The following is a 25,822-nucleotide window of genomic DNA, read 5'->3' as shown; positions in this document are numbered from 1 at the left end:
GGGTGCGCGGATGTGCCGGGCCGCGTCGACCGGCGTGGGTGCGTGGGCGGTAGCCTACTAACCCGATAGGTTTTATGGGTAGGCTGTCCGCGCGATCGTCCCACCCCTCAGGAGGTGCCCGCCTCACCGCGCGCGCCGACCGTCCCCGCTGGAGGAAAGAGCCGCCATGACCCTCACCTTCCACTGGTTCCTGCCCACCAACGGCGACAGCCGGGACATCGTCGGCGGCGGACACGGCGTACCGACCGGCGCCGCCGGCGGTGCCCGCCCGGCCAGCGTGGCGTACCTGGGACAGATCGCCCGCACCGCCGAGCAGCTCGGCTTCGTCGGCGCGCTCACCCCGACGGGCGCCTGGTGCGAGGACGCCTGGCTGAGCACGGCGATGCTGACCGAGGTGACCGAGCGCCTCAAGTTCCTTGTCGCCTTCCGCCCCGGGCTGCTGGCGCCCACGCTGGCCGCCCAGATGGCCTCGACCTTCCAACGGCTGTCCCGGGGCCGGCTGCTGCTCAACGTGGTCACCGGCGGCGAGTCGTCGGAGCAGCGGGCCTACGGTGACTTCCTGGACAAGGACGCCCGGTACGCGCGGGCCGACGAGTTCCTGCACGTGGCGCACGCGCTCTGGCGCGGCGAGACGGTCGACCACGCCGGCGCCCACGTCCGCGTCGAGCAGGCGCGGCTGCACCGGCTACCCGAGCCGGTCCCGCCCGTCTACTTCGGTGGGTCGTCCGCCGCCGCCCTGCCGGTGGCGGCGCGGCACAGCGACGTCTACCTGACCTGGGGTGAGCCCCCGGCGCTTGTCGCCGCCAAACTGGCCCGGGTTCGGGCGCTGGCCGCCGACGCCGGGCGCGAGCTGCGTTTCGGCATCCGGTTGCACGTCATCGCCCGGGACACCGCCGAGCAGGCCTGGGCGCAGGCCCACCGGCTGCTCGACGGGATCGCCGAGGCCGACATCCGGGCCGTGCAGGACGGGCTGCGCCGCAGCGAGTCCGAGGGGCAGCGCCGGATGCTCGACCTGCACGGCGGCTCCCGCGACGGCCTGGAGGTCGCACCCAACCTGTGGGCCGGGGTCGGGCTGGTCCGTGGTGGGGCCGGCACCGCCCTTGTCGGCAGCCATGCCGAGGTCGCCGACCGGATCGCCGAGTACCACGCGCTGGGCATCGACGAGTTCATCCTCTCCGGCTATCCCCACCTGGAGGAGGCGTACTGGTTCGGCGAGGGGGTGCTGCCCATCCTGCGCGACCGTGGGCTGTGGCGACACCCCGACGGACCGCCCGGCGTGGCGGTGAACGTCGACGTGCCGTTCGCCGCGATGCCCACGCCGCAGCCGGCCGCGGCCCACTGACCGGCCGGCCCGGCTGGGGAGCGGCGGCTCACGGTGTGAGATTGACCGTGTGGTTGTCGCTGGGTATGTAGACCTCGCGGAGCCCGACGACCCGCGCGTTGGTACTGCCGACACTCGAGCACCAGTTGAAGGCGGTCTGCGGGACGTAGATGGGTCCGTACTGGCCGGTCCACACCGCGCCGTCGGCGGCCTCGGCATAGTAGTAGGCGTAGCGATTGTTCGTGTTCAACACGTACGCTTGGCCGCCGTTGTCAATGGTCCACCAGCCCCGGGTCGCCCACGAGGAACCGTCGGAGTTGCAGCCGGTGTCGTAATACATGATCGCGACCCAGATCCGTGGGCCGTAGCTGTTGCGGAAATGCAGCTGCATCGCTCAGTCCTCCACGGTCCACGGCGCCGGGCGGCGGCTCAGCGGGGTGGCGATGATGCGGCTGTGGTTGGGGGCGAGACGGGCCCCGGAGGCGGTGCCGGGCTCGGGCCCCGTCGCCTGGCCCGGCCGGACGTTGGTCATGCTCCCGGTGTGGGCCCGGCTCGCCTGCTGGCGGGCGATCCCCGGTGCCGGCGGGGCGCCGAAGCCGCCCGGCGCGTCCGGGACAGCCGACGCACCGGTGTCATTCGCTGACGCGGCGGCACCGACCGCGGCGATGCCGGCGGCAGTCAGGCCGAGCACGCCGCCGATGCGTAGGAGTACGCGCCTGGTGAACGACGCGTCGGCGGGATCGGGTGGATGAGGATGCGGGGCATCAGGCATAATTCGGTCCCTTTCCGATTACCTTCTCCGGCGGGGCGGATCTGGCCGTTTTCGGCCGATCGTTCATCCGACCGGCGATAAGGATATTGGCGCTCCCGTATCGAAGGTATGACGCCTGTTATGAGCCGGTCCAGGGTTTGGAAGAAAGGGCACAACCCGAAAAATCCCGAATGACCACGCTGAATGCCTCGGCCAATTCTCCAACTGTCCGAAATTGGCCTCTCGCATCGTGCGCACGCTCGTCGATCAAGGGCAAGCGCGCATGCTTCGATCTCCGATCCGCGTGCTCCTGCTCACAGTCACGGCAAATCCCTCGATCGACGCACATTCCGGATGACGGGCGCACGCGCAGACCGCCTGCTGGGCGACGCGCTGGAGTCCCCGGTGCACCGCCGGCGTTTCGGGCCGAACGGCCTGTGTGTCAACCGCCCGGACGGCAAACCGGCCGAGCTGCTCCCCGTCCGGGAAGAGGCGGGTTACCTCTGGCTGCTGCCCCCGGGCCGGGCCGCTGACTCCGGCGCGGGTGTTCCGGCCTGATCAGCCGGGCTCGCCCCCGGGAGCGGCGAGGACGCAGAGCTCATGTCCGTCAGGGTCGGTCAGGCAGATCCAGGAGACGTCGCCGCCCTGGCCCACGTCGAGATCGGCGGCACCGAGTGCGCGCAGGCGAACGGCCTGGGCGGCCTGATCGTCGCCGGTGTCGGGCCGCAGGTCGAGGTGCAGCCGATCGAGTATGGGCGTGGTGCCGGGGACGCGGACGAAGGTGAGGTCCGGTCCGGTGCCGCGGCCGGACCGCAGGGTGGCCCGCTCGCCGGTGACGGCAACCACGGGCCAGTCGATCGCCGCGCCCCAGAAGCGAGCCATGGCGGGCGGGTCGGTGCAGTCCATGACCACCGCGGAAATGGGACCGGTGTCCCGGCCGGTCTCCTGCGGTCCTGGTACGCAGAACTCGTTGCCCTCCGGATCGGCCAGCAGGGCGCAGGACGCGCCGAGCCGATCGGCGCCGACAGGTTTCGCGCCAAGCCTCTCCAACCGGGCCAGCAGCTCGGCCCGGTGTCCGGACGAGCTGCTGGCGAGTTCGAGACGCATACGGTTCGTTGTCGCTGTCTTCGGCTCGGGGACCGGAACGATGTCGATGCCCAGGAAGTCCGGGTCCGGCCAGACGAGCTCGGCTCGGGGCCCGACGTACGTGGTGACGCCGGGGTGGAACGCGTTCCAGCCGAGCGCCTGAGCCCAGAACTCGCCGACCGCGACGGGATCGACTGCCTTGATGTTCACATGAGCCGGTCGCAGGGCCATGCCCCGATTCTAGGGGAAAGCGGGCATGCGGTCATCGGCGGCCGCCGTGCCCAGCAGCACCAGAATCCCACCAACCACCCACAACCCGCCGTCGTCGGTCGATGCGGCCCGCCACGACCAGGCCGCCGTGAACGCCACGGCCATCACCGGCGCCACCAGCCACGGGCTGAGCCGCGTTCCGGCTAGCGCGGCCAGCAGCACGAGCGTCAACACACAGCCGATCACCTGCCACGGCTCGTACGGGCCGCTGGTCGCGCCGGTCTGCTCGTCGACCCGTGTACCGGGTGTCCCAGCCCAGCCAGAGGATCCACCGCCTACAGGTCCATCGCGTAGACCCGGACCCGGCGGCCGGTGTCCGGCTGCACCGTCTCGCGCTCCAGCGACATGCCCAGCTTGACCATCACCCGCGCCGACGCCTCGTTGCCGACGACGTGGATGCTGACCAGCCGCCGCAGGGCGAGCGCGGCACGGGTGTGGGCGACAACGGCCTGGGCCGCCTCGGTGGCCAGGCCCCGACCCCAGTACGCGCGGCCGAGCCGCCAGCCGATCTCCACGGCCGGCATGATCTCGGGCAGGAAGGTCGGCGTCGCCAGTCCGGTGAAACCGGCCAGCTCGCCGGTCTCTCTGACCTCCACCCCGTACAGGCCGAAACCGTGCTCGTCCCAGTGCCGCTGGTAGGTGGCCAGACGCTCCGCGGTCGCGGCCCGGTCCAGGGTGCGGCCGTCATGGATGTAGCGCATCACCTCGGGCTGCGCGTTGACCGCGGCGAACGCGTCCAGATCATCGCCCCGCAAGGGGCGCAACAGCAGTCGCGGAGTCGTGAGGGACGAGGCAGCAGGGAAACCAGTCAGGTCAGGCACGTCCTCTTCGTAGCATTTCGGCGTCCACCGGGTTGTCCCCGAACGGTCCGGTACGGCGAACGCCCGCACCGGAACAGCCGTCCCGCGCGCCGACCTCAGACGCCGGTGGCGTCCCAGACCACGACGTGGACAACGAACACCTGATCCCTGCCGGGCGGGGCGATGGTCGCGAACCCCACGCGCCCCTCCGAGGTGCGGAAGCAGAAGTCCGCCCCCGGTGTGAACGACGCCCGCGCCGACCCGGAGCCGCCCTGGGCGCAGTCCTGGTACGCCCGGCGGGGGTCGCCGCCCGAGAACTGGTAGACGTTCGGCGGGTTGGCCACCTGGATGTTGTCCGACCGGATGTCCGCCCAGTCGTGGTACAGGTCGAGCCCGTCGGTGGCCCCGCCGGCGTGTTTCACGACGACCTGCTGATTCGGCTTATCCACGTCGATCGCGGCAGCGCGGGGCAGCATCACGTTGCGCTCCACGAGGACGCGCGGCGTGTCCGGGTCGACCACGGCCGTACCGTTGGCGCTCGGGGTGGCTGGCGTCGGAGAGCCCCCCACGGTCGGGGTGGCGGCGGTGCTCGGCGGGGAAGCGCCGCCCACTGCCGACGGTGTGGGCGTCGAGGCGTCACCGGCGACGGGTGGGGGCGCCGACGAGCGGCCGAGTTGTGTCGCCACGACACCGCCGAGCAGCACACAGCCGAGCGCGAGCAGCGTGATCGCCAACCTGGTCCGTTGGTACCAGAACCAGAACCCTCCGAGCAGCAACACGGCGGTGAGGGCGAGGGCGATCAGCAGCGCGTCCCGGCGCAGCACGCTCTCCACCGCCGTGACCACACCGAGGACGTTGGCGGCCACCCCGACCACGGTGAGCGTCCGCAGCCGCCGCTCGCCGTCACCGTTCGCCGCGGGCGCTGACTCCTGCATCGGATGCCTCCCCAGTGGCCGGTGCCCGATCGCGCCGCAGCCCGACCGGGACGGCGGAAAGCCCGCCCAGGTCATGCTCTCACCGGACCGCACGCCGCCGCGGACCAGGACACGCGGGTGCCCGACCCATCCGTGGTCGACTGTTGCCTTGGTCGGTGGCGATCCTCTACGGTCTGCTCAGCGGTGGGCGGTGCGGTCCGCATCCGACCGGACACCGCCGGTTGCCCGTCGTTCGGGCCGGGATGGTGGAGTCCCGGGTCGACCCGTCGACGGCGGCTCGGCGGTCGTGTGACTCCAGCTCGTACTCCCGGGTGTGTTGCCGCCCGGCGTGGCTCAGTGCGGAGCCGACGACGAGCGGGGCACGCTTACCCCACCGGGAGAGCCCTGTGTTTCTCAGCCCGCACGAGCAGGACCGCCTGCTCGTCCATGTCGCGGCCGATGTCGCCCGCCGCCGCCGCGAACGCGGCCTGCGCCTCAACTATCCCGAAGCGGTCGCGCTGATCACCGCGTTCCTGCTGGAGGGGGCCCGCGACGGCCAGTCGGTGGTCGACCTGATGTCGACGGGCCGGACCGTGCTCACCCGCGACGACGTCCAGGACGGCATCCCCGAGCTGCTGAGGGAGGTGCAGGTGGAGGCAACGTTCCCGGACGGCACCAAGCTGGTGACGGTGCACCACCCGATCCCGTGATCCCGGGGGAGATCCTGCCGGCCGCCGGCCCGGTCGAGATCAACGCGGGTCGTCCGGTGACCACAGTGCTCGTGCTGAACACCGCCGACCGGCCGGTGCAGGTGGGTTCGCACTACCACTTCGCCGAGTGCAACCCGGCGCTGGCGTTCGACCGGGACGTCGCCTGGGGGCAACGGCTCGCCGTGCCGGCGGGCACCTCGGTCCGGTTCGAGCCGGGCATCAGCCGCAGCGTCGACCTCGTCCCGTTCGGCGGAGCACGGATCGTGCCGGGACTGCGGGGGGAGTGCGCCGGCCCGCTGGACCCGGCGCCGACCACGCCGACGGCCGACGGGTCGTCGCGGTGAGCGCCGTGCGGCGGGACCGCTACATCGACCTGTACGGGCCGACGACCGGTGACCGGATCCGGCTGGCCGACACCAACCTGTTGATCGAGGTGGAGACCGACCACTGCGTGGGCGGTGACGAGGCGGTCTTCGGCGGCGGGAAGGTGATCCGCGAGTCGATGGGGCAGTCCCGCGCGACCCGCGCCGAGGGGGCGTTGGACACCGTCATCACCGGCGCCGTGGTGCTCGACCACTGGGGTGTGATCAAGGCCGACGTGGGGCTGCGCGACGGGCGGATCGTGGCGCTCGGCCGGGCCGGCAACCCGGACACCATGCCCGGGGTCCACCCCGACCTGGTCATCGGCCCGGCCACCGAGGTGATCGCCGGCAACGGGCGGATCCTCACCGCCGGCGCGGTGGACACCCACGTGCACTTCATCTGCCCGCAGATCGTCACCGAGGCGCTGGCCAGTGGCATCACCACGATGGTCGGCGGCGGCACCGGGCCGGCCGAGGGGACGCGCGCCACCACCGTCACCCCGAACGCCTGGCACCTCGCCCGGATGCACGAGGCCCTGGACACGCTGCCGGTCAACGTGCTGCTGCTCGGCAAGGGCAACACCGTCTCCAGTGAGGCGCTCTGGGAGCAGTTGCGGGCCGGCGCGGGTGGTTTCAAGCTGCACGAGGACTGGGGCACCACACCGGCGGCGATCGACGCCTGCCTGCGGGTCGCGGACGCGTCCGGGGTCCAGGTGTCGATCCACACCGACACGCTCAACGAGGCCGGCTTCGTCGCCGACACCCTGCGCGCGATCGGTGGCCGGGCCATCCACTCGTACCACACCGAGGGCGCCGGCGGCGGGCACGCACCGGACATCATCACCGTCGCCGGTGAGCCGAACGTGTTGCCGTCGTCGACAAACCCGACCCGTCCGTACACCGCGAACACCCTCGCCGAGCACCTGGACATGTTGATGGTCTGCCACCACCTCAACCCGTCCGTGCCGGAGGACCTGGCGTTCGCCGAGAGCCGGATCCGACCGTCCACGATGGCCGCCGAGGACCTGCTGCACGACCTCGGCGCGATCTCCATCATCGGCTCCGACGCGCAGGCGATGGGCCGGGTCGGCGAGGTGATCATGCGGACCTGGCAGAGCGCGCACGTCATGAAGGACCGGGTCGGCGCGCTGCCGGGCGACGGCGCCGCCGACAACCACCGGGCCCGCCGGTACGTCGCGAAATACACGATCTGTGCGGCGATGGCCAACGGGTTGGAGGACGAGGTCGGCTCGGTCGAACCGGGCAAGCTCGCCGATCTGGTGCTGTGGGACCCGGCGTTCTTCGGCGTACGACCGCACCTCGTCCTCAAGGGCGGCATGATCGCGTACGCCCAGATGGGTGACGCGAACGCGTCGATCCCCACGCCGCAGCCGATGTTGCCGAGGCCGATGTTCGGGGCGTACGGCGCGGCGGCGTCCGCCACCAGCCTGGCCTTCGTGGCGCCGGCGGCCCTGGAAGCGGGGCTCCGCCTCGACGTGCGACGTCGGGTGGTGCCGGTGCGCGACGTGCGGTCGCGGGGCAAGGCCGACCTGCCGGAGAACAACGCGATGCCGCGGATCGAGGTGGACCCGGACACGTTCACGGTCCGCATCGACGGGGTGGTGGTGGAGCCGGACCCGGTGACCCGGCTGCCGATGGCCCAGCGGTACTTCCTGTTCTGATGGTGACGCCCAGCCTGCTGTTGCTGTTGGCCGACGGACGCTTCCCGGCCGGGGCGCACGCGCACTCCGGCGGTCTGGAGGCGGCCGTCGCCGCCGGCCGGGTCCGGGACCTGGCCTCGTTGGAGGCTTTCCTGGTCGGACGGTTGGCCACCGCCGGCCTGGTCGGCGCGGCCTTCGCGGCGGCCGCACACCGGGCGGCGAGGCCCGGGAGTGCCGACGGGGCCGAGGCCGTCGGGTCCGTCGGCGGGGCCGAGGTCGCGGAATCCGTGGGACGGTCCGCCGTGCTGGCCGGGTCCGCCGCGCGGCCGCGCATGCTCGCCCAGCTCGACCTGGAGCTGGACGCGCGTACCGCGTCGCCGACGTTGCGGGCCATCTCCCGCCGGCAGGGTCGGGCGCTGCTGCGCGCCGGCCGGGCCATCTGGCCGGACGCGCCGTTCGGTGACCTACCCGCGACGTCCTGCGGCGTGCACCAACCGCTGGTGCTGGGGCTGCTCTGCGCCGCAGCCGGGCTGTCCCGCGTCGAAACCGCCACGATCGCCGCGTACGGGACGCTGACCGGGGCGGCCAGCGCCGGCGTACGCCTGCTCGGCCTCGACCCGTACCAGGTGCAGGCAGTGCTTGTCGGTCTTGCCGACGTCTGCGACGGCACTGCCGCCGACGCGGCGCGGGCCGCCGACGATCCACCGGAGCGGCTGCCGGCCGCGGCCGCTCCGCTCGCCGACATCCATGCCGAAATCCATGCCACCTGGGAGGTGCGTCTCTTTGCGTCCTGACACTGCTGTGCCGAGCGCTGGGTCCGCTGTCGAGCCGATCACGCCGGCACCGAACGGCCAACCGCACGACGAGAACATCCCGCACACCCACCCCGAACCGGGGGTCGACCCGCATCCGCCGCTGGCGCGCGCGGGTCGAGCCCTGCGGGTCGGCATCGGAGGCCCGGTCGGGTCCGGCAAGACGGCACTGGTGGCCGCGCTCTGCCGTGCCTTCGCCGACGAGTTGCGGCTCGGCGTGGTGACGAACGACATCTACACGACCGAGGACGCCGACTTCCTCAGGCGGGCCGGAGTGCTGGACCCGGCGCGGATCCGCGCGGTGGAGACCGGGTGCTGCCCGCACACCGCGATCCGCGACGACATCGGCGCCAACCTGGACGCCGTGGACGAGCTGGCCGAGGCGGTCGGCCCGTTGGACCTGGTCCTTGTGGAGAGCGGTGGGGACAACCTGACCGCGACCTTCAGCCGGGGTCTGGTCGATCGGCAGATCTTCGTGGTCGACGTGGCGGGAGGCGACAAGGTGCCGCGCAAGGGCGGCCCCGGCGTCACCGCCGCCGACCTCCTCGTGATCAACAAGACCGACCTGGCGCCGATGGTGGGGGCGGACCTCGCCGTGATGGACCGCGACGCGCGGGCCCGACGGGGCGACCTGCCGACCATCTTCCTGTCCATCGTGGGGGACCCGACGGCGAGTCGGGTCGCCGACTGGATTCGGCACGAGTTGGCCCACCACGCCACCGCGCACCCACGTGCCGTGCCGGTCGGCCCGCTCTGATGCGGGCGTCCGCCCGGCTGGTCGCCCGGGTCGACGGTCGGGGCGGGACGGTCCTCGTCGAGTTGCACGGCGAGACGCCGCTGCTGCTGCGCCAGACCCCGACCGACGGAGGTGTCGCCACCGTGCACCTCGTCGGCGGGGCGGCCGGGCCGATCGCCGGCGACGATCTGCGGCTGGACATCGAGGTGGGGCCGGGCGCGGCGGTCCGGGTGCACACCGTCGCCGCGTCGATCGCCCTACCGGGCCGGCCGGGTGCGGTGTCCCGGATGGCGGTGCGGGCGGTGGTGGGTACCGGGGCCACGTTGCACTGGCTTCCCGAACAGTTGGTCGCGGCGGCGGGCTGCGCACATCTCGCCGAATCCACTATCGACCTGGCGGCCGGGGCGAGCCTGCGCTGGCGCGACGAGCTGATCTGCGGACGGTACGGCGAGGCGCCCGGTGGGGCCGTCGTGCACACCCAGGTCGACTACGCGGATCGGCCGTTGCTGCGGCAGTCCCTCGCCGTCGGACCACAGGCGCCCGGCTGGGCCGGACCCGCGGTGCTCGACGGCGCGCCGGCCACCGGTTCCTTGCTGGTTGTCGACCCGTCGCGACCCGCCGAAGCGGCGCACGTCCGGCCCGACGCGACAGTCGCCCGACTGCCGCTGGCCGGCGGTCCGGCGACACTGTGGACCGCCACCGCCCCGGACGCCCACACCCTGCGCGCTCACCTGACCGCCTAGCGACGCCGCCCGCCGGCCGCCCGCTGCCGGCTGGCGGGGTCGGTGGGTCAGTGGAGAGAGGCGTGGGCCGGGCCGGCGTGGTCGCGTCGGGAAGCGGGATCGAGACGGCTGATCAGGTCGTCGAGTACGCCGACCAGGTCGGCGGCCTGCGTCACACCCGATTCGGCGGTCTGCGCGATGCCCAGCTCGGCGAGGCTGGCCTGGACCCGCTGGTCGAGGCGGTCGTGCTCGCGTCGCCCCCGAGCCGTGAGGTAGGCGCGGATCCGTCGGCGGTCCGCCGGATCGATCCGGCGGAAGACGAGGTTACGGTCGACAAGTTGGTCGACCAGCTTGGTGAGGGTGCCCGGAGGCAGCGACGCCTCGGCGGAGACCTCACTCATCGGGTGACCCTGGCCATCGGCGAGCAGGCAGAGCACCCGCCACGCCTCGATGGTCAGTGCGTCGTCGGCCAGGACGGCGCCAAGTCGGCGGGAGAGCAGCCGCTCGGCGCGGGTGAGCGAGCGCAGCAGGTCAGCTGGCGCCCCGGGCACGTCTGACATGAAACTCCCTGGTCCGGTGGCCCTGTCATGCTACCGAGTCGTCCCGGTCCGTGGTGAGCTCTGGCCTTCCGTCGTGGGCCGGGCAATCATGTGCACATGTCCGCGCCGGCACCGCCGTGGCTGACCGTCGACCGTGCCGTGGTCAGCATCGCCCTGGTCTATCCGATGCGCGGGCCGGCCGGCATGTTCGGCCCCACCTGCGAGCTGTGCGCGCAGCTCGCGGTCGAGGAGATCAACCGGTGCGGCGGGGTGCTGGGTCGGGAGGTGCGGCTGGTGCTCGTCGACGGTGGCGCGCCGCCGGCCGAGGTGGCCGCCGAGGTCGAGGCGCTGATATCGGTGGGGGCCGTGCAGGGTGTGACGGGGTGGCACATCTCCTCGGTGCGCCAGGCGCTGGCACCCCGCGTCGCGCACCGGGTGCCGTACGTCTACACCGCACTCTACGAGGGTGGCGAGCGTACCGAAGGGGTCTTCCTGACCAGCGAGACGCCGGACGCCCAACTGTGGCCCGCGATGCGGCTGCTCGCCGGTGAGCAGGGGGTGCGTCGCTGGTTCGTGGTCGGCAACGACTACGTGTGGCCGCGGCGCACCGCCCGTGCCGCCCAGTTGTACGCGCTGCGCGGCGGCGGGCAGGTGGTGGGCCAGCACTTCCTGCCGTTGGACGCGCACCACTTCGACGAGGTGCTGCGCCGCATCGAGCACAGCGACGCCGACGCGGTGCTGATGCTGCTGGTGGGCGCGGACGCGGTGCGGTTCAACAGGGCGTTCGCCCGCTCCGGGTTGGACCAGCGTTGTCTGCGGCTGAGCACCCTCATGGACGAGAACATGCTGCTGGCCAGCGGTGCCGGCGCGACCCGCCGGCTGTACAGCACCGCGGGTTTCTTCGCCGGGCTGGTGACCCAGGAGAACCTCGACTTCCACGGCGAGTTCGCCCGTCGGTTCGGGATCGAGGCGCCGCCGCTGGGCAGTCTGGGGGAGTCCTGCTACGAGGGCGTGATGCTGCTCGCGGCGCTGATCGGCCAGGCCCGCACCCTCGACGTGCGGGCCATCGAGACGGCCGCCGACACCGTGGCGTACCACGGGCCGCGCGGGCGGTTGCGGTTGCGCCGGCGGCACGTGCGGCAGCGCATCTACCTCGCCGAGGCCGACGGGCTCGACTTCACGGTGCTCGCCCAGCTCTGACCGGCGGCCGGGTCGAGGCAGCCCTTGACAGCCGCACCCGACCCGGCCCTAAGATGCTTCCTGTGTGAAGTATCTGCCTCTGCGGGCAGCTGCCACCAATGTGTGTCCACCATCGGCGACATCATTCGCCGACCATTGTGATGGCAATTTTTCCGTGATTTCCAGCGGCCGGCACCGTCTTTCCCCGACGGCGTCGGCCGTCTTTTGGTGACCCTGCCGCGCCGGCGGCGGGAAACACTCAATTAAGGGCTGGGAAACACGATCGCAATGATGCCGGTCGACGCTTTCCCTGCCCGTATCCGCTGCGGTGCCCCGGTGGCGTCCACCCGTCGACCCCGGCATCGCCCACGTCAGATCCACCGGACCGCACCGACCGTCCTTTCGCCACGTGAGTGCACCGCAGGGGAGAATTGATGTCATTATTCCGGGGCCGCCGCATCCTGGCGGGTGCCATGACCCTGGTCGCCGCGGCCGCGATGACCGCGTGCGGCAGCAAGACCACCGACGAGGGCGGCGCGGCCGGCGTCACCGCCGACGTCTCCGGCGACACCGTCAAGGTGGGCCTGCTCAACTCGCTCTCCGGGACCATGGCGATCAGCGAGGTCACCGTCCGCGACTCCATCATGCTCGCCGTCGAGGAGATCAACGCGGCCGGCGGCGTCCTCGGCAAGAAGATTCAGCCGGTCGGCGAGGACGGTGCCTCGGACTGGCCCACTTTCGCCGAGAAGGCCGAGAAGCTCATCTCCGAGGACCGGGTCGCCGCCGTCTTCGGCTGCTGGACCTCGGCCAGCCGCAAGGCGGTCAAACCGGTGTTCGAGAAGAACAAGGCGCTGCTGTTCTATCCCGTGCAGTACGAGGGACTGGAACAGTCGCCCTACATCTTCTACACCGGCGCGACGACAAACCAGCAGATCGTTCCCGGGCTCGAATATCTCAAGGCGCAGGGCGCGAAGTCGGTCTATCTGGTCGGCAGCGACTACGTCTTTCCCCGCACCGCCAACAAAATCATCAAGGCGTACGCGGCCGCCAACGGGATGACCGTGTCAGGCGAGGACTACGCGCCGCTCGGATCCACCGAGTTCGGCACGATCGTCAACAAGGTCAAATCGGCCGGGGCCGACGCCGTGTTCAACACCCTCAACGGTGACAGCAATGTGGCCTTCTTCAAGGAGTACAAGTCGGCCGGCCTGACCGCCGCGGCGATGCCGGTGGTGTCGGTGTCGATCGCCGAGGAGGAGGTCAAGGGGATCGGCACCCAGTACCTGGAGGGCCAGCTGACCGCCTGGAACTACTACCAGACCACGCCCGGGGCGGCGAACTCGAAGTTCGTGGCCGCGTACAAGGCCAGATACGGGGCGGACAAGCCGACAAGTGACCCGATGGAGGCCGCGTACGTGGCGGTGTACCTGTGGAAGGCGATGGTCGAGAAGGCCGGCGCGTTCGACGTGGAGAAGGTCCGCGCCGCCTCCGGGGGGATCACCTTCGAGGCGCCGGAGGGCACTGTCACTGTCGACGGTCAGACCCAGCACATCGCCAAGACCGCCCGGATCGGCAAGATCGGCGCGGACGGCCTGATCAGCGAGGTGTGGAACTCCGGCAAGCCGGTCCAGCCCGACCCGTACCTCAAGACCTACCCCTGGGCGAGTGGCCTGAGCTGACGATGCCGGCCCGGGCGGAACGCGTTGCCGCGCGGTCCGCCCGGGCCCCCCGACCAGCAGTACGGAGTCCCCACCGTGACAGTTCTCTTCGGTCAACTCTTCACCGGCATCAGCATCGGCGCGGTGCTGCTGCTCATCGCTCTCGGCCTCGCGCTGACCTTCGGCCAGATGAACGTGATCAACATGGCGCACGGTGAGTTCATCATGGCCGGCGCGTACACCACCTACGTCCTGCAACAGAGCATCACCGGGGCCGGCCTGTCACTTGTGGTCGCGCTGCCCGTGGCGTTCGTGGTCGCCGGCACGATGGGCGTCCTGCTGGAGATGTTGCTCATCCGCCGGCTCTACGCCCGACCGTTGGACACCCTGCTCGTCACCTGGGGTGTGTCGCTGATGCTGCAACAGCTGGCCCGCGACGTGTTCGGCAGCCCGAACGTGCAGACCCGCGCCCCCGACCTGCTGACCGGCAACGTGGCGCTGCCCGGTGGGCTGACCATCGCCAACAACCGGCTGTTCATCCTGGCCCTGGCGTTGGCGGCCGTCGCGGCGCTCACCCTGGGGCTGCGGCTCACCCCGCTGGGCCGCCGCATCCGCGCGGTGGTGCAGAACCGCGACCTCGCCGCGGTGTCCGGCATCCCGACCGCCCGGGTCGACCGGACGACCTTCTTCGTCGGCTCCGGCCTGGCCGGGCTGGCCGGGGTGGCGCTGACGCTGCTCGGCCCGATCGGCCCGACAATGGGCACCAACCTGATCATCGACGCCTTCCTGGTCGTCGTTGTCGGCGGGATCGGCCAGCTCAAGGGCAGCGTGATCGTCGCCTTCGCCCTCGGCGTGCTCCAGGCCACCGGGGAGTACCTGACCACCCTCAGCGTCGCCAAGGTGATCGTGTTCGTGGCGATCGTCGCGTTCCTCCAGTGGCGGCCACAGGGCCTGTTCACCCTGCGGACCAGGAGCCTCGCATGACCGCCGTCACCCCCGCGCCCCCCAGCACCGCCACCGGTCCGGCGCCCACCGGCCCCGCACCCGCGGCCCGGCCCGGTGGTCGCGCCCCACGGCTACGGACCGCCGCCGGCTTCGCGTTCGGCGCGGCGCTGCTGTTCGCCGTGGCGCCGCTGGCGCTGTCGGACTTCCGGCTGGCCCTGCTCGCCAAGTATCTCTGCGTCGCCATGGTGGCGGTCGGCATCGGGATCGCCTGGGGCCGGGGCGGGATGCTGACCCTCGGCCAGGGCGTCTTCTTCGGCCTCGGCGGCTACGCGATGGCCATGCACCTCAAGCTCGCCGACGCGGGTCCCGGTGGGATGCCCGACTTCATGCAGCTGTACGGGCAGCTCGACGAACTGCCACTGTGGTGGCGACCGTTCGCCAGCCCGTGGTTCGCGCTGCCCGCGACGGTGCTGTTGCCGATGGCTGTCGCCTTCGGGCTCGGCTCACTGGTCTTCCGCCGCCGCGTTCGGGGCGCGTACTTCGCCATTCTCAGCCAGGCGCTCGCGGCGGCGATGGTGATCCTGCTGATCGGGCAGCAGGGCACCACGGGTGGCACCAACGGGCTGACCGACATCAAGGGCTTCTTCGGCTACGACCTGGACGATCCGGTCAACCAGCGAATGGTCTACTTCATCATCGCCGGCACGCTGTTGGCGTTGCTCGCGCTGGCCCGCCAACTGATGCAGAGCCGCTACGGGGAGCTGCTGGTGGCGGTCCGTGACGGTGAGGAGCGGGTCCGTTTCCTCGGCTACGACCCGGCGTCGGTCAAGCTTGTCGCGTACGTCGTGGCGGCGGGCATGGCGGGGCTTGCCGGGGCGCTGTTCGTGCCGGCGGTGGGCATCATCTCGCCCGCGCTGATCGGCATCGTCCCGTCGATCGAGTTCGTCATCGGGGTCGCGGTGGGCGGCCGGGCCACCCTGCTCGGCCCGGTGCTCGGCGCGGTGGCGGTGGCCTGGGCGCGTACCGCCCTGTCGGAGCGTTTCCCCGGCACCTGGACGTACCTGCAGGGTCTGCTCTTCGTGGTGGTGGTGGCGTTCCTTCCCGGCGGCCTGGCGTCGCTGTGGGCGTTAACCCGCCGCCGGGAGGGCGGCGCGGAGGCCCGTGGGCGTGGGTGGTTACCGCCGGGACGACGACGCGGCGAGCGGGCGGAGGTGCCGGCGGCATGAGCGACGAGCGGCTGGACGGGTTGTCCGTCCGTGACGTGCGGGTCACCTTCGACGGGTTCACCGCCGTCGACGGTGTCTCGTTGGAGGTGCCCGCCGGTGACATCCGGTTCCTGATCGGGCCGAACGGCGCCGGCAAGACGACGCTCGTCGACGCGATCACCGGCCTGGTCCGGGCCACCGGGTCGGTCCGCTTCGGTGAGCACGAGCTGCTGGGCCGCCCGGTGCACCGGATCAGCCGGCTGGGCATCGGGCGCACGTTCCAGACGTCGACGGTCTTCGAGGAGCTGTCGGTGTTGCAGAACCTCGACATCGCGGCGGGTGCCCGGCGCAGCTGGGCGACCCTGGCCCGTCGTCGGCGCGACATCCCCGACGAGGTGGCCGCGGCCCTGGAGACCATCGGGCTGACCGGGCGGGCCGGGCACCTCGCCGGGACGCTCGCGCACGGCCAGAAGCAGTGGCTGGAGATCGGCATGCTGCTGGTGCAGGACGTCCGGCTGCTGCTGCTCGACGAGCCGGTCGCCGGGATGAGCCACGAGGAACGCGACGCCACCGGCGCCCTGCTGGAGACGGTGAGCCGGGACCGCACAGTGGTGGTGATCGAGCACGACATGGATTTCCTGCGCCGGTTCGCGCGCACCGTCACCGTGCTGCACGCCGGTCGGGTGCTCAGCGAGGGCACTGTGGCGCAGGTCCAGGCGGACCCTCGCGTCCAGGAGGTCTACCTTGGCCACCCGGTCGACGCCGGGTCGGCCCCCACCGTTCGGGAGGCATGATGCTGACGCTGCGCGGGGTGCACGCCGGGTACGGGCGCTCGCGGGTGCTGCACGGGGTGGACCTCGCCGTCCCGCCCGACGGGGTGGCCGCCGTGCTCGGGCACAACGGCGCCGGCAAGAGCACCCTGCTGCGGGTCGCGGCGGGGCTGCTGCGCCCGACCGCCGGCACCGTCGAGCTGGACGGCGAGGACGTCACCCGTCTCGGGCCGCACGAGCGGGTGGCGCGCGGCATGGCGTACGTCCCGCAGGGTCAGCAGAGTTTCCCGCACCTGACCGCCGCGGAGAACCTGCGGCTCGTCGCCGACGGGCGGCGCGACGGCGCGGTGGCCACCGCCGAGGTGCTGGACCTCTTCCCGGCGTTGCGCCAGCTGCTGCGGCGGCGGGCCGGGTTGCTCTCCGGCGGTCAGCGACAGCAACTGGCCATCGCCCGCGCGTTGATCACCCGGCCGAGGTTGCTGATGCTTGACGAGCCGACCGAGGGCATCCAACCGTCGGTGGTCGCCGAGATTCAGGAACGGATCGTCGAGTTGACCCGGCAGTCGGGGTTCAGCGTGTTGCTCGTCGAGCAGCACCTGGGCTTCGCGTTGCGGGTGGCGAATCGCTATCACGTGCTGGAGTCCGGGCGGGTCACCTCGCACGGCGACGGGGGTGTCACTGCGGAACGGGAGGTCCGGGCGGCCCTGGCCGTCTGAGCCGGCGAGCGGTTCGACAGGTCAGGTCGTCGGCGCGGGCCCGGTCGAGTCGCGGACGACGAGCAGGTGCCCGGTGGGGCGGCGGCGAGGGCGGGCCGCGCGCGGCTTCAGCGCGAGGGCGAGTGCCGTGCGGCCCATCTCGGTCATCGGCAGGCGAATGGTGGTGAGGCTGGGCGCGAGGTCGGCCGCCACGGAGACGTCGTCGAACCCGACCACTGACATCCGTGCGGGCACCGGCACACGGCGGGACCGCAGCGTCGACAGCACACCCATGGCCATCGCGTCGTTGAGCGCGATGATCGCCGTCGTCTCGGGATGCTCGTCGAGGATCTGCTCGGCGGCGGCGCGCCCGCCACCGCGGGTGAAGTCGCCGTGCACGACGGCGAGGTCGGCGGGGGACCGCCCGCGCCGCCGCAGGGCCGACGACACTCCGGCCAGCCGGTCGGCGACAGTGGTGAGACCGGCGCTGCCGGCGGCCACCGCGATCCGCCGGTGGCCGAGATCCAGCAGATGCTCGGCGAGCGCGACGCCGCCGGCCTCGTTGTCCGGCAGGACGGCGTCGATGCCCAGCGCGTGCCGTCCGATGGCCGCGGCCCGTCCGCCGTGGTCCTGGAACGCGGCCAGCTCGGCGCGGGCGGCGGCCTCCATGCGGCTGTCGTCGTAACCGGAACCGCTGATCAGGACGATGCCGACCCGCTGGGCGATCAGGTGGCGCAGCTGTTGCAACTCGTAGCCGGGGTCGCGGCCGGACTGGCAGATCTGCACCAGCAGCCCCCGCTCGGCGGCGAGGTGGATGACCCCGGCGGCGATCTCGGAGAAGTACGGGTCGTCGACCTGATGGACGATCAGCCCCACGGTGGAGGTGGCTCCGCTGGCCAGGGTGCGGGCGTACGGGTTGGCGACGTAGCCCAGCTCACCGGCGACCTGTCGGATCCGGTCGGCCACCTCGGCGCTGACCCCCGCGCGGCCGGCGAGGGCGCGGGAGGCGGTCGCCAGTGAGACGGCGGCGTGTTCGGCGACATCCACGAGGCGCGGCCGCTGGCTGGCCCTGGGCATCCGCAACCCTCCGGAAAGCATTCATGTCACCCGATCTATTGCGAGCGACATTGATCGAAGCCTAGGGTACGTAAGCGCTTACGTAAGCGCTTACGTGACCGGCATCCGGCATGCCGCGAAACGAGGTGACAGCCATGTCCATGGCCCGACGAGCGGCCGTCTCCCTCCTGGCGGTCGGCGCACTGGCCGGCGCCGGCACGCCACCGGCGCACGCGGATCCCCGCATGTCGTCCGACGTCCACCCGGCGCTGCGCGCGCACCTGGTCGCCGCGTACGACTTCGACCACCCGGTGCCCGGCGACCCCGCTCTGGAACGCGACCAGGGGCGTTCCGGCACCGAGATCGAGCTGATCAACGGCGGCGCCGCCATGCGGGTGCCGGACCGCGCCTACCGGGGCAGCCGCAACGCGGTGCAGACCCGGCAGGTCGACCCCACCGTCGCCGGCAACGACGACTGGAAGGCCGGCACCTGGTCGGCCAGCGGGGTGCGGACGCTGCGCGCCTTCGGCGCCACCGCGGGCACCACCGTGATGGGCTGGTTCAAGCTGAACATGGACAGCCCGCTGCCCAACTCCACCACCGCCGACCCGGACGACAGGTACAACGCGATCGGGCTGGCTGGAGTGCTGACCGGCGACTCCGACGGCCACGGCGTCCGCGCCCTGCTGGAGCTGATCGACGTCGACGGGGAGTTGCGTCTCGTCGCGCTCGGCCGGCGGCTCGACGGTGGCAACTCGCAGACCTTCGCCGCCAGCCAGGACTGGCGCGAGCTGCTGCCGGTGGGGCAGTGGGTGCACCTGGCCGCCACCTTCGACTTCGACACCGGCGCGCTCGCCCTCTACCGCGACGGCGAACCGGTGGACGGGTTCTACACCCGCGCCGACGACCCGTGGCTGGTGGCCGGGCCCGGCCCGCACCTGACCACCGCCTCCGACCCCCGGGGCATCAAGATCGGCGGCAGCTTCCCGCAGGACACGCTGGAGCGCAACCCGTGCGACTGCCGCATGGACGGTCTGATGTTCCTCGACAGTGTGGTCTCCGCGACCGACGTGCGGAGGCAGTACCACCACCTTGCCCGCTGACCACCCTCGGCACCGTCCCACCGAGAAGGAGACACGCGTGCACACCCTGCGCCGCCGTGCCGGCAGAGACCGCCGGCCCACAGTGAGGGCCGGCCTCACCGCCCTCGTGCTGATCCTGTCCGCCCTGGTCGCCACCCCCGCACGGGCCGCCGACGCGGTCGACGACCCGATCCCGGAGATGCCGATCCAATCCCGCCTCGGGCTGGTCCTCAGCGAGTACGCCAGCTTCCCGCAGTCGTACCCCACTCCCGCGCCGACCGACGCGCGGCTCATGCGTACCGCGCGGATCAACACCGTCATGGAGCTGCCCGACGGCTCCGGCCGGCGGGCGGTGCCCGACCTCAACGGCAGCCTCTACCTGGTCGAGGGCGGCGTGCCGCACGTCTACCTGGACGTGGCCGCGACGTTCGCGCCGCAGTTCTTCTCCGGTCGTGGGCTCGGCCAGGGCTTCGGGTACGTGGCGTTCCACCCGGAGTTCGGGGTGAACGGCCGGTTCTACACCATCCACACCGAGTTGGCGTCGACGACGACCGCCACTCCGGACCACGCCCAGCCCAACACGCTCTTCCACGGCGTCATCACGGAGTGGACGGCGACCGATCCCGCCGCGGCCACCTTCGCCGGTACGCACCGCGAGGTGCTGCGCATCGGGTTCGGCGGGCAGATCCACGGCATTCAGGAGATCAACTTCAACCCGACGGCCACCCGCCACGACAGCGACTACGGCCTGCTGTACCTCGCCGTCGGCGACGGCGGCCAGGGCGCGCGCAACACCGACCCGCAGAACCTGGCAATGCCCCACGGCAAGCTGCTGCGGATCGACCCCCGGGGCACCAACTCGGCGAACGGGCGCTACGGCATCCCACCGACGAACCCGTTCGTCGGCCGGGCCGGCGCGCTCGGCGAGATCTACGCGGTGGGTTTCCGGGACCCGCACCGGTTCAGCTGGGACCGGGCGACCGGCCGGATGTACCTCGGGCACATCGGTGAGCACGCCGTCGAGGCGATCTACGAGGTCCGCGCCGGCGACAACTTCGGCTGGAGCGAGCGCGAGGGCTCGTTCGTTTTCGACAAAACGGCCACGAACCCCTGCGACCGGCTGCTCCCACTGCCCGCCGACGACGACCGGTACGGCTACACGTACCCGGTCGCCGCGTACGACCACGACCCCGCCGCCGGCTGGAACTGCACCGACGACGTCGGTGTCGCGGTGGCCGGCGGTTTCGTGTACCGGGGGCGCACGCTGCCCGCGCTGCGCGGCAAGTACGTCTTCGGTGACCTGGTCGACGGCCGGGTGCTCTACACCGAGGCGAACGAGATGCGCCGGGGTCGAGGGCTCGCCACGATCCACCAGCTCGCGCTCTTCGGCCCGGCGGGCACTCCGGTCCGGATGCGGGACCTCTCCGGGCCGGGCGCGCCCGGCGACCCCAACCGGGTGGACCTGCGCTTCGGCACCGACGCCGCCGGTGAGCTCTACCTGGTCGCCAAGGCCAACGGAAAGATCTGGAAGGTCACCGGCACGCGGGAGTTCGCCAGCGGCGACGTCGGCGACACCACGCTGCGCCGCACCGCCGGGGCGTCGAACTGGGCGCCGGTGACCCCGGCCAAGTGGCAGTTCACCCACGACCAGGTCATCCTCGCCGAGGCCGGCGAGAGCCGGCCGGGCCCGCGCCGGCCGTTCGAGTACGCCGTGCTGACCGCCGGCCCGGCGTGGACGTCGGCGCAGATCGACGCGCGGGTACGCCTGGACACCCCGGTGGAGGTCACCAACCGTGACGTGATCATCGTCTTCGGCTGGCGGTCGGACACCGAGTTCTACTACGCCCACCTGTCCACCGACAACACGATCTATCCGCACAACGGCATCTTCAAGGTGAACAACGCCGACCGGGAGCGCATCGACCACCAGTGGAACGGCCGTTCCCGGGGCGCGAACCCGGCGATCACCGATGCCGACTGGCACCGCGTCCGGGTGGTGCACCTGCCGGCCACCGGCGAGATCGCCGTCTACGTCGACGGGCACCGGGACCCGCTGCTGACCGCGAAGGACACCACGTTCGGCTCGGGGCGGGTGGGCTTCGGCTCGTTCGACAACGTGGGCCGGGTACGGAACCTGACGGTGACCGGCACGCCGGCCTGAGCCGTGTCGCGGTGGGGACGGCGGGGTTCGTGCCGCCGTCCCCACCGGGTCATCCGTCGACCTGCCCTCCAGGAGCCGGTCCGCTTCGTAGAATCCCTGCCATGCCGGAGATCGTCGAGTTGCTGGCCTCGCCCGTGCACCGCTTCCTGGGTCGGCCCGCCGACGGCCCCGCGCCCGCCCCACCCGGGGAGCTGGTCGACGCGGTCCGGATCCGGGCGCACCTGGGCATCGTCGGCGACAGGTACTTCGGCCAGCAGGCGCACCGCGACGCCAGCGTCACTGTCATCGCCCAGGAGTCACTGCCGGTCGGCATCGGCCTGGCCGAGGTCCGGCGCAACATCCTCACCAGCGGGATCGCGGTGGACGAGCTGATCGGCAGGGTGCTGGTCCTGGATTCCGGAGACGGCCCGGTGAGCCTGCGGGTCAACCGGGCAGCCCGGCCCTGCGCCTGGATGGACGTCACAGTGGGCCCGGGGACCTGGAAGGCGTTACGCACCACCGGCGGCATCCGCTGCACGCCACTCACCGACGGAACCCTGCGCATCGGACCCATCGACGCCGTGGTCAGCTGAGGAAACGACTCGACGGTAACGCCCCCCGACAGGCAAGGTGTGCACCGGACACCGCCCGGTCGGGGCGGCCGACCAGCGCTCGGGGGCAGCGGCAATGGAGCAGACGCTGACGGATCAGCAGGTCGACGACCGGACGATCCTGCAGGTGGTGGTGGGGTCCCGCGCGTTCGGCCTGGCCGGCGGCCCGGCTGGCCGATTCGGCGAGGTGACGCCCGCGCCCGCTGACGCGTGGTAGAACCGACACGCGCACCGGTTCGCGAGCTGCGGGCAGAGCCGGGCGACCGGACGGGACCTGATCCGAACAGAGGTGGTGGATTGATCCCCGAGCTGCGGCAGCTCATCGAGGAGCTGCGGGTGGATCTGGCCGACCAGCCGGCGAGCCTGGCGTTCGCCGAGTTCGCCGAGGGGGCCGCCATCGATGCCGTTCCGGCGGGTCTGCCGGACGACCTGCGGGATCTGCTGCTGGTCGCCGACGGGCTGCGCGCCGGTCGGCTCGAGCTGGCGTCCACGTCGACCCTCACGGGGATCCAGTACCACCTCGACTACGCGCCGGACTTCTCGTCGATCCCCGAGGACCGGGCCGGCTGGCTGGTGGTCGGCACCCGCAGCGACGAGCCGATCTTCATGGACCGCGGCACGGGTGCCATCTGGTACTTCCCACCGAACGGCACCGAGTGGTTCATGTCCGACGCGTTCGAGGAGCTCGCCCCCGACCTCGGCTCCTTCGTGGACTACTACCTGCTCGGCCCGGGTTACGCCGAGCTGACCCCCGGCGACGACAGGTGGTTCGCGTTCCTCGACGAGCAGGGCCTGCTCGACGCCGACGACGACGCCGACGACGAGACCTGACCTCGGTCAGACCGGGCTGACGTGCGCGGCGAGGACCCGCCAGCCGTGCGGGTCGTCGTGGACCCAGGTCCGGGTGTAGCGCAGGCGCGCCGCGAACGCCGTCCCCTCGTACACCCCGGCCACCCGGCCCAGGAAGAACGTCACCCCGGTCTTTCCGACGACGAGCAGGTCCAACTCCTCCTCGACCAACTCCTCCACCACCGAGCGACGGTCCCGGTAGGCGGCCAGGTCATCCTGCTTGGTGTACGCCCGGCCGTCCGGGCCGATGGCGATCAGCTGGTCGACGAGCAGTTGGTCGAGGGCGGCCACGTCGCCGGCCCGCTGGGCGGCCTGCAGGGTCCGCTCGGCATCGAGCAGTTCTGCCTCGCGTGCGCTGTCCGGCATCGTGGCGTCCTCCCGATCGGTGTGGACCCGGCGTCACCGTCGGCCCGGGCTGTCCGCATTGTGGCAGCCGGCGGGCCCCCGAGCGGGCGGATCGCCGGCGGCGGTCACAGGCTCAGGCGGATCCGCACGACGGTCTCGCCGGGGCTGGTGAGCACGGCGACCTCGTCGCAGACCTGCTCCACGATCGCCAGCCCCCGACCCCGGATCGCGTCGGCTGCCGGCATGCGCCGGCCCAACGCCCGCGTCGGCCCCCGGTCGACGACGTCGCAGAACAGGTGGCCCGCCTCGGCCCAGAGACGGACCCGGCCGCCGCCGGTGGCGTGCTGCAACGTGTTGGTCGCCAACTCGCTGACCGCCAGGACCAGCAGCTCCACCCGATCGGGCGGCAGGCCCCGGGCGAGCGCCCCGACGCTGACGAACGCGCGGAGCGCCCGCACGTCCGTCGCGACCTGGTACGACATGGTGTCCGTGAGATGGGCGGGGACGCTCTGCTCGGCCACGGCCTCCGGTCGCTCGGCCGGCATCAGCCCGCCATCCGCGGGTCGGCGGCGAGCGTCACCACGACAGACCCGGGTGCGGGGAACGTGCGAGCCGCGAAGTGCGCCATCGGGCAGCAGCAACCCTTCTCCTAGCGACAGCTGTTTGTTGGCACATCATGTCACCTGTTGTCGCGCCGGCTGCCCCACCCGTTCGGCGGTCGATCCGGCGACGCCCGGTCAGGCCGCCCGATGGCCGCGTCGGTCCGGGGCGTCGGGAGGTCAGGGGGCCGGGTCGAACGCGATGGACTCGCTCAGCTCGCGCCACCGCGCGTCGGACGCGGCCAGGGCCTCGGCGGCAGCCGAGGCGCCCGCCACGGCATCGGCGCCGAGCAGCAGCCGCAGGGGCGGGTCGTCGACCCGGGTGATCCGGATGATCGCCTGGGCGGCACGGGCCGGGTCGCCCGGCTGGTTGCCGCTGGCCTGGCGGAGCCGCTGCACTGCCGGATCGATGACCGGTCGGTACGGATCGCTGATCGGCAACATGCTCATCGACGAGCCGGCCCAGTCGGTCCGCAACGCGCCCGGCTCGACGCTGGTGATCCGGATCCCGAACCCCTCGACCTCCCTGGCGAGCACGCCGGAGAAGCCGCTGACCGCCCACTTGGCGGCCTGGTACGCGCCCAGGCCGGTGCTGGCGACCCGGCTGCCGACGCTGGAGATCTGGAGGATGTGCCCGCGCCCCTGGGCGCGCATCGCAGGCAGGGCCGCGCGGGAGAGATTGACCACCCCGTAGAAGTTGGCCTCGATCTGGGCCCGGAAGTTGTCCTCCGGCATGTCCTCGATCGCGGCGACGTCGGCGTATCCGGCGTTGTTGACGAGGATGTCCAGGCTGCCGAACGTGTCCACGGTGGTGCGGGCGACGGTGTGGGCCGCCGCCGGGTCGGTGACGTCGAGGGCCACCGTCCTGAGCCGCTCGCCGTACCTGTCGCTCAGGGCGTCGAGCTGGGCCGGGTTGCGGGCGGTGGCGACCAGGTGGTCGCCGTCGGCCAGCACGGCCTCGGCGAGCGCCCGACCGAGACCCCGGGAACACCCGGTGATGAGCCAGACTCGCGACACGTGGTCTCCTCCTGTCGGGCGGGTCAGCGGCTGCTACGAGCGGATGTCCAGCGCGCCGACCAGGTCGTCGCGCAGGGTGAACCGGTAGCGCAGTTCGATCGGGCTGCCGGGAAAGTCGCCGGACACCCGGGTGCGGACCAGGTACGAGTCGCCCGCCTGCGGTGTGACACCGAGCGGCTCGGCCGTGTACGAGTAGGCATCCATCGTCTTCTGCCGCCAGGCGCGGATCGCGGCCCGTCCGTCGTAGAGCCGGTCCTCGTCGGCGACGCTCGCGGTGTCCGCGAAGCAAGCGACGAAGGCATCCAGGTCCCGGTCGTTGACGGCCCGGAAGTACCTGTCGATCACGTCGGGCAGGTCCACCGCCATCTGCTCCTCCTGCGGCACGGGCCGCCGTCGGGCAGCCGTCGGGTTCCCGGTCCGACCTCACCGTACGAGAAGCGGACGGCATCGCGCCGAGCAACGAACAGAACGACCGGGCGCGCGTTCCGGGCGGGCCGCCCACGGCGCGGTGGCCGTCCGGGCCGGTGGGCGGGGTTTGCTACCGGTGGGTCCGGGTAGGCACGCCTTTCCGGAACGAAGGGCGGGAGCATGGCCGAGCTGAGGTTCGTCGACAAGGTCGCGGCGCGGGCGGGGATCCCGCCGGAGCAGGCGCGCGCACTGACCGAGGCTGTTCTGCGGACCCTCACCGAGCGCCTCAGCGGCGGTGAGGCGGGCGCGTTGGCCCCCCACCTGGCCGCCGAGCTGAGCCCGCTGCTGGTCAAGGCCGCGGAGCCGCCGGAAGCGTTCGGCTACGACGAGTTCCTGCGCCGGGTGGCCGACCGCGCCGGGATCGACCGGCCCGCCGCCGAGCGGGGCGCCCGCGCCGTCCTCCAGACGATGCACCGGGTGGTCGGGCACCGGGAGTTCGAGGATGCCCTGGCCCAGCTCCCGTCGGAGCTGCGGGCGCTGGCACAGCCCCTGCCGCACGGCCCCTGAGGGGCGTGGCCT

General features: G+C 72.0%; 32 protein-coding genes. 20 read left to right on the top strand and 12 right to left on the bottom strand.

What is annotated here, in order from left to right; genetic code table 11:
- Window positions 1-166: 166 nt before the first annotated feature.
- Window positions 167-1,342: an LLM class flavin-dependent oxidoreductase gene (locus ACQPWW_RS19500; protein ID WP_433124480.1), complete on the top strand. Its 1,176-nt coding sequence runs from the start codon at window positions 167-169 to the stop codon at window positions 1,340-1,342.
- 28 nt (window positions 1,343-1,370) lie between these two features.
- Here ACQPWW_RS19500 and ACQPWW_RS19495 read toward each other — a convergent pair whose 3' ends face one another.
- Both ACQPWW_RS19495 and ACQPWW_RS19490 read right to left on the bottom strand, forming a co-directional pair.
- Window positions 1,371-1,712, bottom strand: coding sequence for a DUF1036 domain-containing protein (locus tag ACQPWW_RS19495; RefSeq protein WP_433124478.1), 342 nt, complete (start codon window positions 1,710-1,712; stop codon window positions 1,371-1,373).
- A 3-nt stretch (window positions 1,713-1,715) separates the two neighbouring features.
- Complete coding sequence (locus tag ACQPWW_RS19490) at window positions 1,716-2,093, bottom strand: hypothetical protein (protein ID WP_433124476.1); 378 nt, start codon at window positions 2,091-2,093, stop codon at window positions 1,716-1,718.
- Window positions 2,094-2,426: 333 nt separating this feature from the next.
- Between ACQPWW_RS19490 and ACQPWW_RS19485 the strand changes: the two genes are divergently transcribed.
- Window positions 2,427-2,630, top strand: coding sequence for a hypothetical protein (locus ACQPWW_RS19485; protein ID WP_433124474.1), 204 nt, complete (start codon window positions 2,427-2,429; stop codon window positions 2,628-2,630).
- On the opposite strand, the gene ACQPWW_RS19480 is transcribed toward ACQPWW_RS19485, so the two are convergent.
- From ACQPWW_RS19480 to ACQPWW_RS19465, 4 genes are all read right to left on the bottom strand, one after another.
- Window positions 2,631-3,389 (bottom strand): VOC family protein, encoded by a 759-nt coding sequence (locus ACQPWW_RS19480; protein ID WP_433124472.1) that lies wholly within the window; start codon window positions 3,387-3,389, stop codon window positions 2,631-2,633. It lies immediately after the preceding gene.
- A 9-nt stretch (window positions 3,390-3,398) separates the two neighbouring features.
- The gene (locus ACQPWW_RS19475) at window positions 3,399-3,602 is read right to left on the bottom strand and encodes a hypothetical protein (protein ID WP_433124470.1); all 204 of its coding nucleotides are present in this window, start codon (window positions 3,600-3,602) and stop codon (window positions 3,399-3,401) included.
- Between the two features lie 101 nt (window positions 3,603-3,703).
- Window positions 3,704-4,249, bottom strand: a complete 546-nt coding sequence (locus ACQPWW_RS19470; protein ID WP_425759227.1) for a GNAT family N-acetyltransferase — start codon at window positions 4,247-4,249, stop codon at window positions 3,704-3,706.
- Between the two features lie 95 nt (window positions 4,250-4,344).
- Entirely contained in the window at window positions 4,345-5,163 is an 819-nt protein-coding gene (locus ACQPWW_RS19465) for a hypothetical protein (RefSeq protein WP_433124468.1), read from the bottom strand.
- 386 nt (window positions 5,164-5,549) lie between these two features.
- Here ACQPWW_RS19465 and ACQPWW_RS19460 point away from each other — a divergent pair, with 386 nt between their 5' ends.
- Genes ACQPWW_RS19460 through ACQPWW_RS19435 form a run of 6 tightly spaced genes read left to right on the top strand, consistent with a single transcriptional unit; the run spans window position 5,550 to window position 10,166 of the window.
- Window positions 5,550-5,852 carry an urease subunit gamma gene (locus tag ACQPWW_RS19460; protein WP_433124467.1) on the top strand — a complete coding sequence of 101 codons (303 nt, stop codon included), beginning with the start codon at window positions 5,550-5,552 and terminating at the stop codon, window positions 5,850-5,852.
- A complete protein-coding gene (locus ACQPWW_RS19455; RefSeq protein ID WP_433124465.1) occupies window positions 5,849-6,196 on the top strand; it encodes an urease subunit beta in 348 nt (115 codons plus the stop codon). The genes ACQPWW_RS19460 and ACQPWW_RS19455 overlap by 4 nt, the downstream gene beginning before the upstream one ends.
- Window positions 6,193-7,896 (top strand): urease subunit alpha, encoded by a 1,704-nt coding sequence (locus ACQPWW_RS19450; protein WP_433124463.1) that lies wholly within the window; start codon window positions 6,193-6,195, stop codon window positions 7,894-7,896. Before ACQPWW_RS19455 ends, ACQPWW_RS19450 begins: the two co-directional genes overlap by 4 nt.
- Window positions 7,896-8,669, top strand: a complete 774-nt coding sequence (locus ACQPWW_RS19445) for an urease accessory protein UreF (RefSeq protein ID WP_433124461.1) — start codon at window positions 7,896-7,898, stop codon at window positions 8,667-8,669. Before ACQPWW_RS19450 ends, ACQPWW_RS19445 begins: the two co-directional genes overlap by 1 nt.
- Entirely contained in the window at window positions 8,659-9,444 is a 786-nt protein-coding gene (gene ureG / locus ACQPWW_RS19440) for an urease accessory protein UreG (protein WP_433124460.1), read from the top strand. The genes ACQPWW_RS19445 and ureG overlap by 11 nt, the downstream gene beginning before the upstream one ends.
- The gene (locus ACQPWW_RS19435) at window positions 9,444-10,166 is read left to right on the top strand and encodes an urease accessory protein UreD (RefSeq protein ID WP_433124459.1); all 723 of its coding nucleotides are present in this window, start codon (window positions 9,444-9,446) and stop codon (window positions 10,164-10,166) included. Before ureG ends, ACQPWW_RS19435 begins: the two co-directional genes overlap by 1 nt.
- 47 nt (window positions 10,167-10,213) lie before the next feature.
- Here ACQPWW_RS19435 and ACQPWW_RS19430 read toward each other — a convergent pair whose 3' ends face one another.
- Window positions 10,214-10,705, bottom strand: a complete 492-nt coding sequence (locus tag ACQPWW_RS19430; RefSeq protein WP_433124457.1) for a MarR family winged helix-turn-helix transcriptional regulator — start codon at window positions 10,703-10,705, stop codon at window positions 10,214-10,216.
- A 96-nt stretch (window positions 10,706-10,801) separates the two neighbouring features.
- On the opposite strand from ACQPWW_RS19430, the gene ACQPWW_RS19425 reads away from it, so the two are divergent.
- The 6 genes from ACQPWW_RS19425 (at window position 10,802) to urtE (ending at window position 17,157) form a co-directional block, all read left to right on the top strand.
- The gene (locus ACQPWW_RS19425) at window positions 10,802-11,884 is read left to right on the top strand and encodes a substrate-binding domain-containing protein (protein ID WP_433124455.1); all 1,083 of its coding nucleotides are present in this window, start codon (window positions 10,802-10,804) and stop codon (window positions 11,882-11,884) included.
- 413 nt (window positions 11,885-12,297) lie between these two features.
- Entirely contained in the window at window positions 12,298-13,542 is a 1,245-nt protein-coding gene (urtA, locus tag ACQPWW_RS19420; protein WP_433124453.1) for an urea ABC transporter substrate-binding protein, read from the top strand.
- Window positions 13,543-13,617: 75 nt separating this feature from the next.
- Entirely contained in the window at window positions 13,618-14,505 is an 888-nt protein-coding gene (urtB, locus tag ACQPWW_RS19415; RefSeq protein ID WP_433124452.1) for an urea ABC transporter permease subunit UrtB, read from the top strand.
- The gene (gene urtC, locus ACQPWW_RS19410; protein WP_433124450.1) at window positions 14,502-15,692 is read left to right on the top strand and encodes an urea ABC transporter permease subunit UrtC; all 1,191 of its coding nucleotides are present in this window, start codon (window positions 14,502-14,504) and stop codon (window positions 15,690-15,692) included. The genes urtB and urtC overlap by 4 nt, the downstream gene beginning before the upstream one ends.
- Complete coding sequence (gene urtD / locus ACQPWW_RS19405) at window positions 15,689-16,465, top strand: urea ABC transporter ATP-binding protein UrtD (RefSeq protein WP_433124449.1); 777 nt, start codon at window positions 15,689-15,691, stop codon at window positions 16,463-16,465. Before urtC ends, urtD begins: the two co-directional genes overlap by 4 nt.
- Window positions 16,465-17,157, top strand: a complete 693-nt coding sequence (gene urtE, locus ACQPWW_RS19400) for an urea ABC transporter ATP-binding subunit UrtE (RefSeq protein ID WP_433124447.1) — start codon at window positions 16,465-16,467, stop codon at window positions 17,155-17,157. Before urtD ends, urtE begins: the two co-directional genes overlap by 1 nt.
- Window positions 17,158-17,178: 21 nt before the next feature.
- Here the strand turns inward: urtE and ACQPWW_RS19395 are convergent, their stop codons facing one another.
- A complete protein-coding gene (locus ACQPWW_RS19395; RefSeq protein ID WP_433124446.1) occupies window positions 17,179-18,213 on the bottom strand; it encodes a LacI family DNA-binding transcriptional regulator in 1,035 nt (344 codons plus the stop codon).
- Between the two features lie 134 nt (window positions 18,214-18,347).
- Here ACQPWW_RS19395 and ACQPWW_RS19390 point away from each other — a divergent pair, with 134 nt between their 5' ends.
- The 5 genes from ACQPWW_RS19390 (at window position 18,348) to ACQPWW_RS19370 (ending at window position 22,856) form a co-directional block, all read left to right on the top strand.
- On the top strand, window positions 18,348-19,295 hold the full coding sequence (locus tag ACQPWW_RS19390) for a LamG-like jellyroll fold domain-containing protein (protein WP_433124445.1): 948 nt from the start codon (window positions 18,348-18,350) through the stop codon (window positions 19,293-19,295).
- Between the two features lie 37 nt (window positions 19,296-19,332).
- Complete coding sequence (locus ACQPWW_RS19385; protein ID WP_433124444.1) at window positions 19,333-21,435, top strand: PQQ-dependent sugar dehydrogenase; 2,103 nt, start codon at window positions 19,333-19,335, stop codon at window positions 21,433-21,435.
- A gap of 101 nt (window positions 21,436-21,536) precedes the next feature.
- Window positions 21,537-22,007, top strand: coding sequence for a molybdenum cofactor biosysynthesis protein (locus tag ACQPWW_RS19380; protein WP_433124442.1), 471 nt, complete (start codon window positions 21,537-21,539; stop codon window positions 22,005-22,007).
- A 94-nt stretch (window positions 22,008-22,101) separates the two neighbouring features.
- Window positions 22,102-22,242: a hypothetical protein gene (locus ACQPWW_RS19375; RefSeq protein ID WP_433124441.1), complete on the top strand. Its 141-nt coding sequence runs from the start codon at window positions 22,102-22,104 to the stop codon at window positions 22,240-22,242.
- A gap of 80 nt (window positions 22,243-22,322) precedes the next feature.
- Window positions 22,323-22,856, top strand: coding sequence for an SUKH-4 family immunity protein (locus tag ACQPWW_RS19370; protein ID WP_433124439.1), 534 nt, complete (start codon window positions 22,323-22,325; stop codon window positions 22,854-22,856).
- Between the two features lie 6 nt (window positions 22,857-22,862).
- Here the strand turns inward: ACQPWW_RS19370 and ACQPWW_RS19365 are convergent, their stop codons facing one another.
- From ACQPWW_RS19365 to ACQPWW_RS19350, 4 genes are all read right to left on the bottom strand, one after another.
- On the bottom strand, window positions 22,863-23,240 hold the full coding sequence (locus ACQPWW_RS19365) for a nuclear transport factor 2 family protein (protein ID WP_433124437.1): 378 nt from the start codon (window positions 23,238-23,240) through the stop codon (window positions 22,863-22,865).
- 104 nt (window positions 23,241-23,344) lie between these two features.
- On the bottom strand, window positions 23,345-23,764 hold the full coding sequence (locus ACQPWW_RS19360; protein WP_433124435.1) for an ATP-binding protein: 420 nt from the start codon (window positions 23,762-23,764) through the stop codon (window positions 23,345-23,347).
- A 234-nt stretch (window positions 23,765-23,998) separates the two neighbouring features.
- Window positions 23,999-24,835 (bottom strand): oxidoreductase, encoded by an 837-nt coding sequence (locus ACQPWW_RS19355; RefSeq protein ID WP_433124434.1) that lies wholly within the window; start codon window positions 24,833-24,835, stop codon window positions 23,999-24,001.
- Between the two features lie 33 nt (window positions 24,836-24,868).
- Window positions 24,869-25,201, bottom strand: a complete 333-nt coding sequence (locus ACQPWW_RS19350) for a nuclear transport factor 2 family protein (RefSeq protein WP_433124433.1) — start codon at window positions 25,199-25,201, stop codon at window positions 24,869-24,871.
- 222 nt (window positions 25,202-25,423) lie between these two features.
- On the opposite strand from ACQPWW_RS19350, the gene ACQPWW_RS19345 reads away from it, so the two are divergent.
- Window positions 25,424-25,810, top strand: coding sequence for a DUF2267 domain-containing protein (locus ACQPWW_RS19345; RefSeq protein ID WP_433124432.1), 387 nt, complete (start codon window positions 25,424-25,426; stop codon window positions 25,808-25,810).
- Window positions 25,811-25,822 lie beyond the last annotated feature (12 nt).

Source organism: Micromonospora sp. CA-240977, from assembly GCF_050942285.1.
In the GTDB taxonomy this organism is placed as follows: domain Bacteria; phylum Actinomycetota; class Actinomycetes; order Mycobacteriales; family Micromonosporaceae; genus Micromonospora.
Note: the sequence above shows the minus strand (reverse complement) of the source record. Positions and strands in the feature narration are given on the sequence as shown.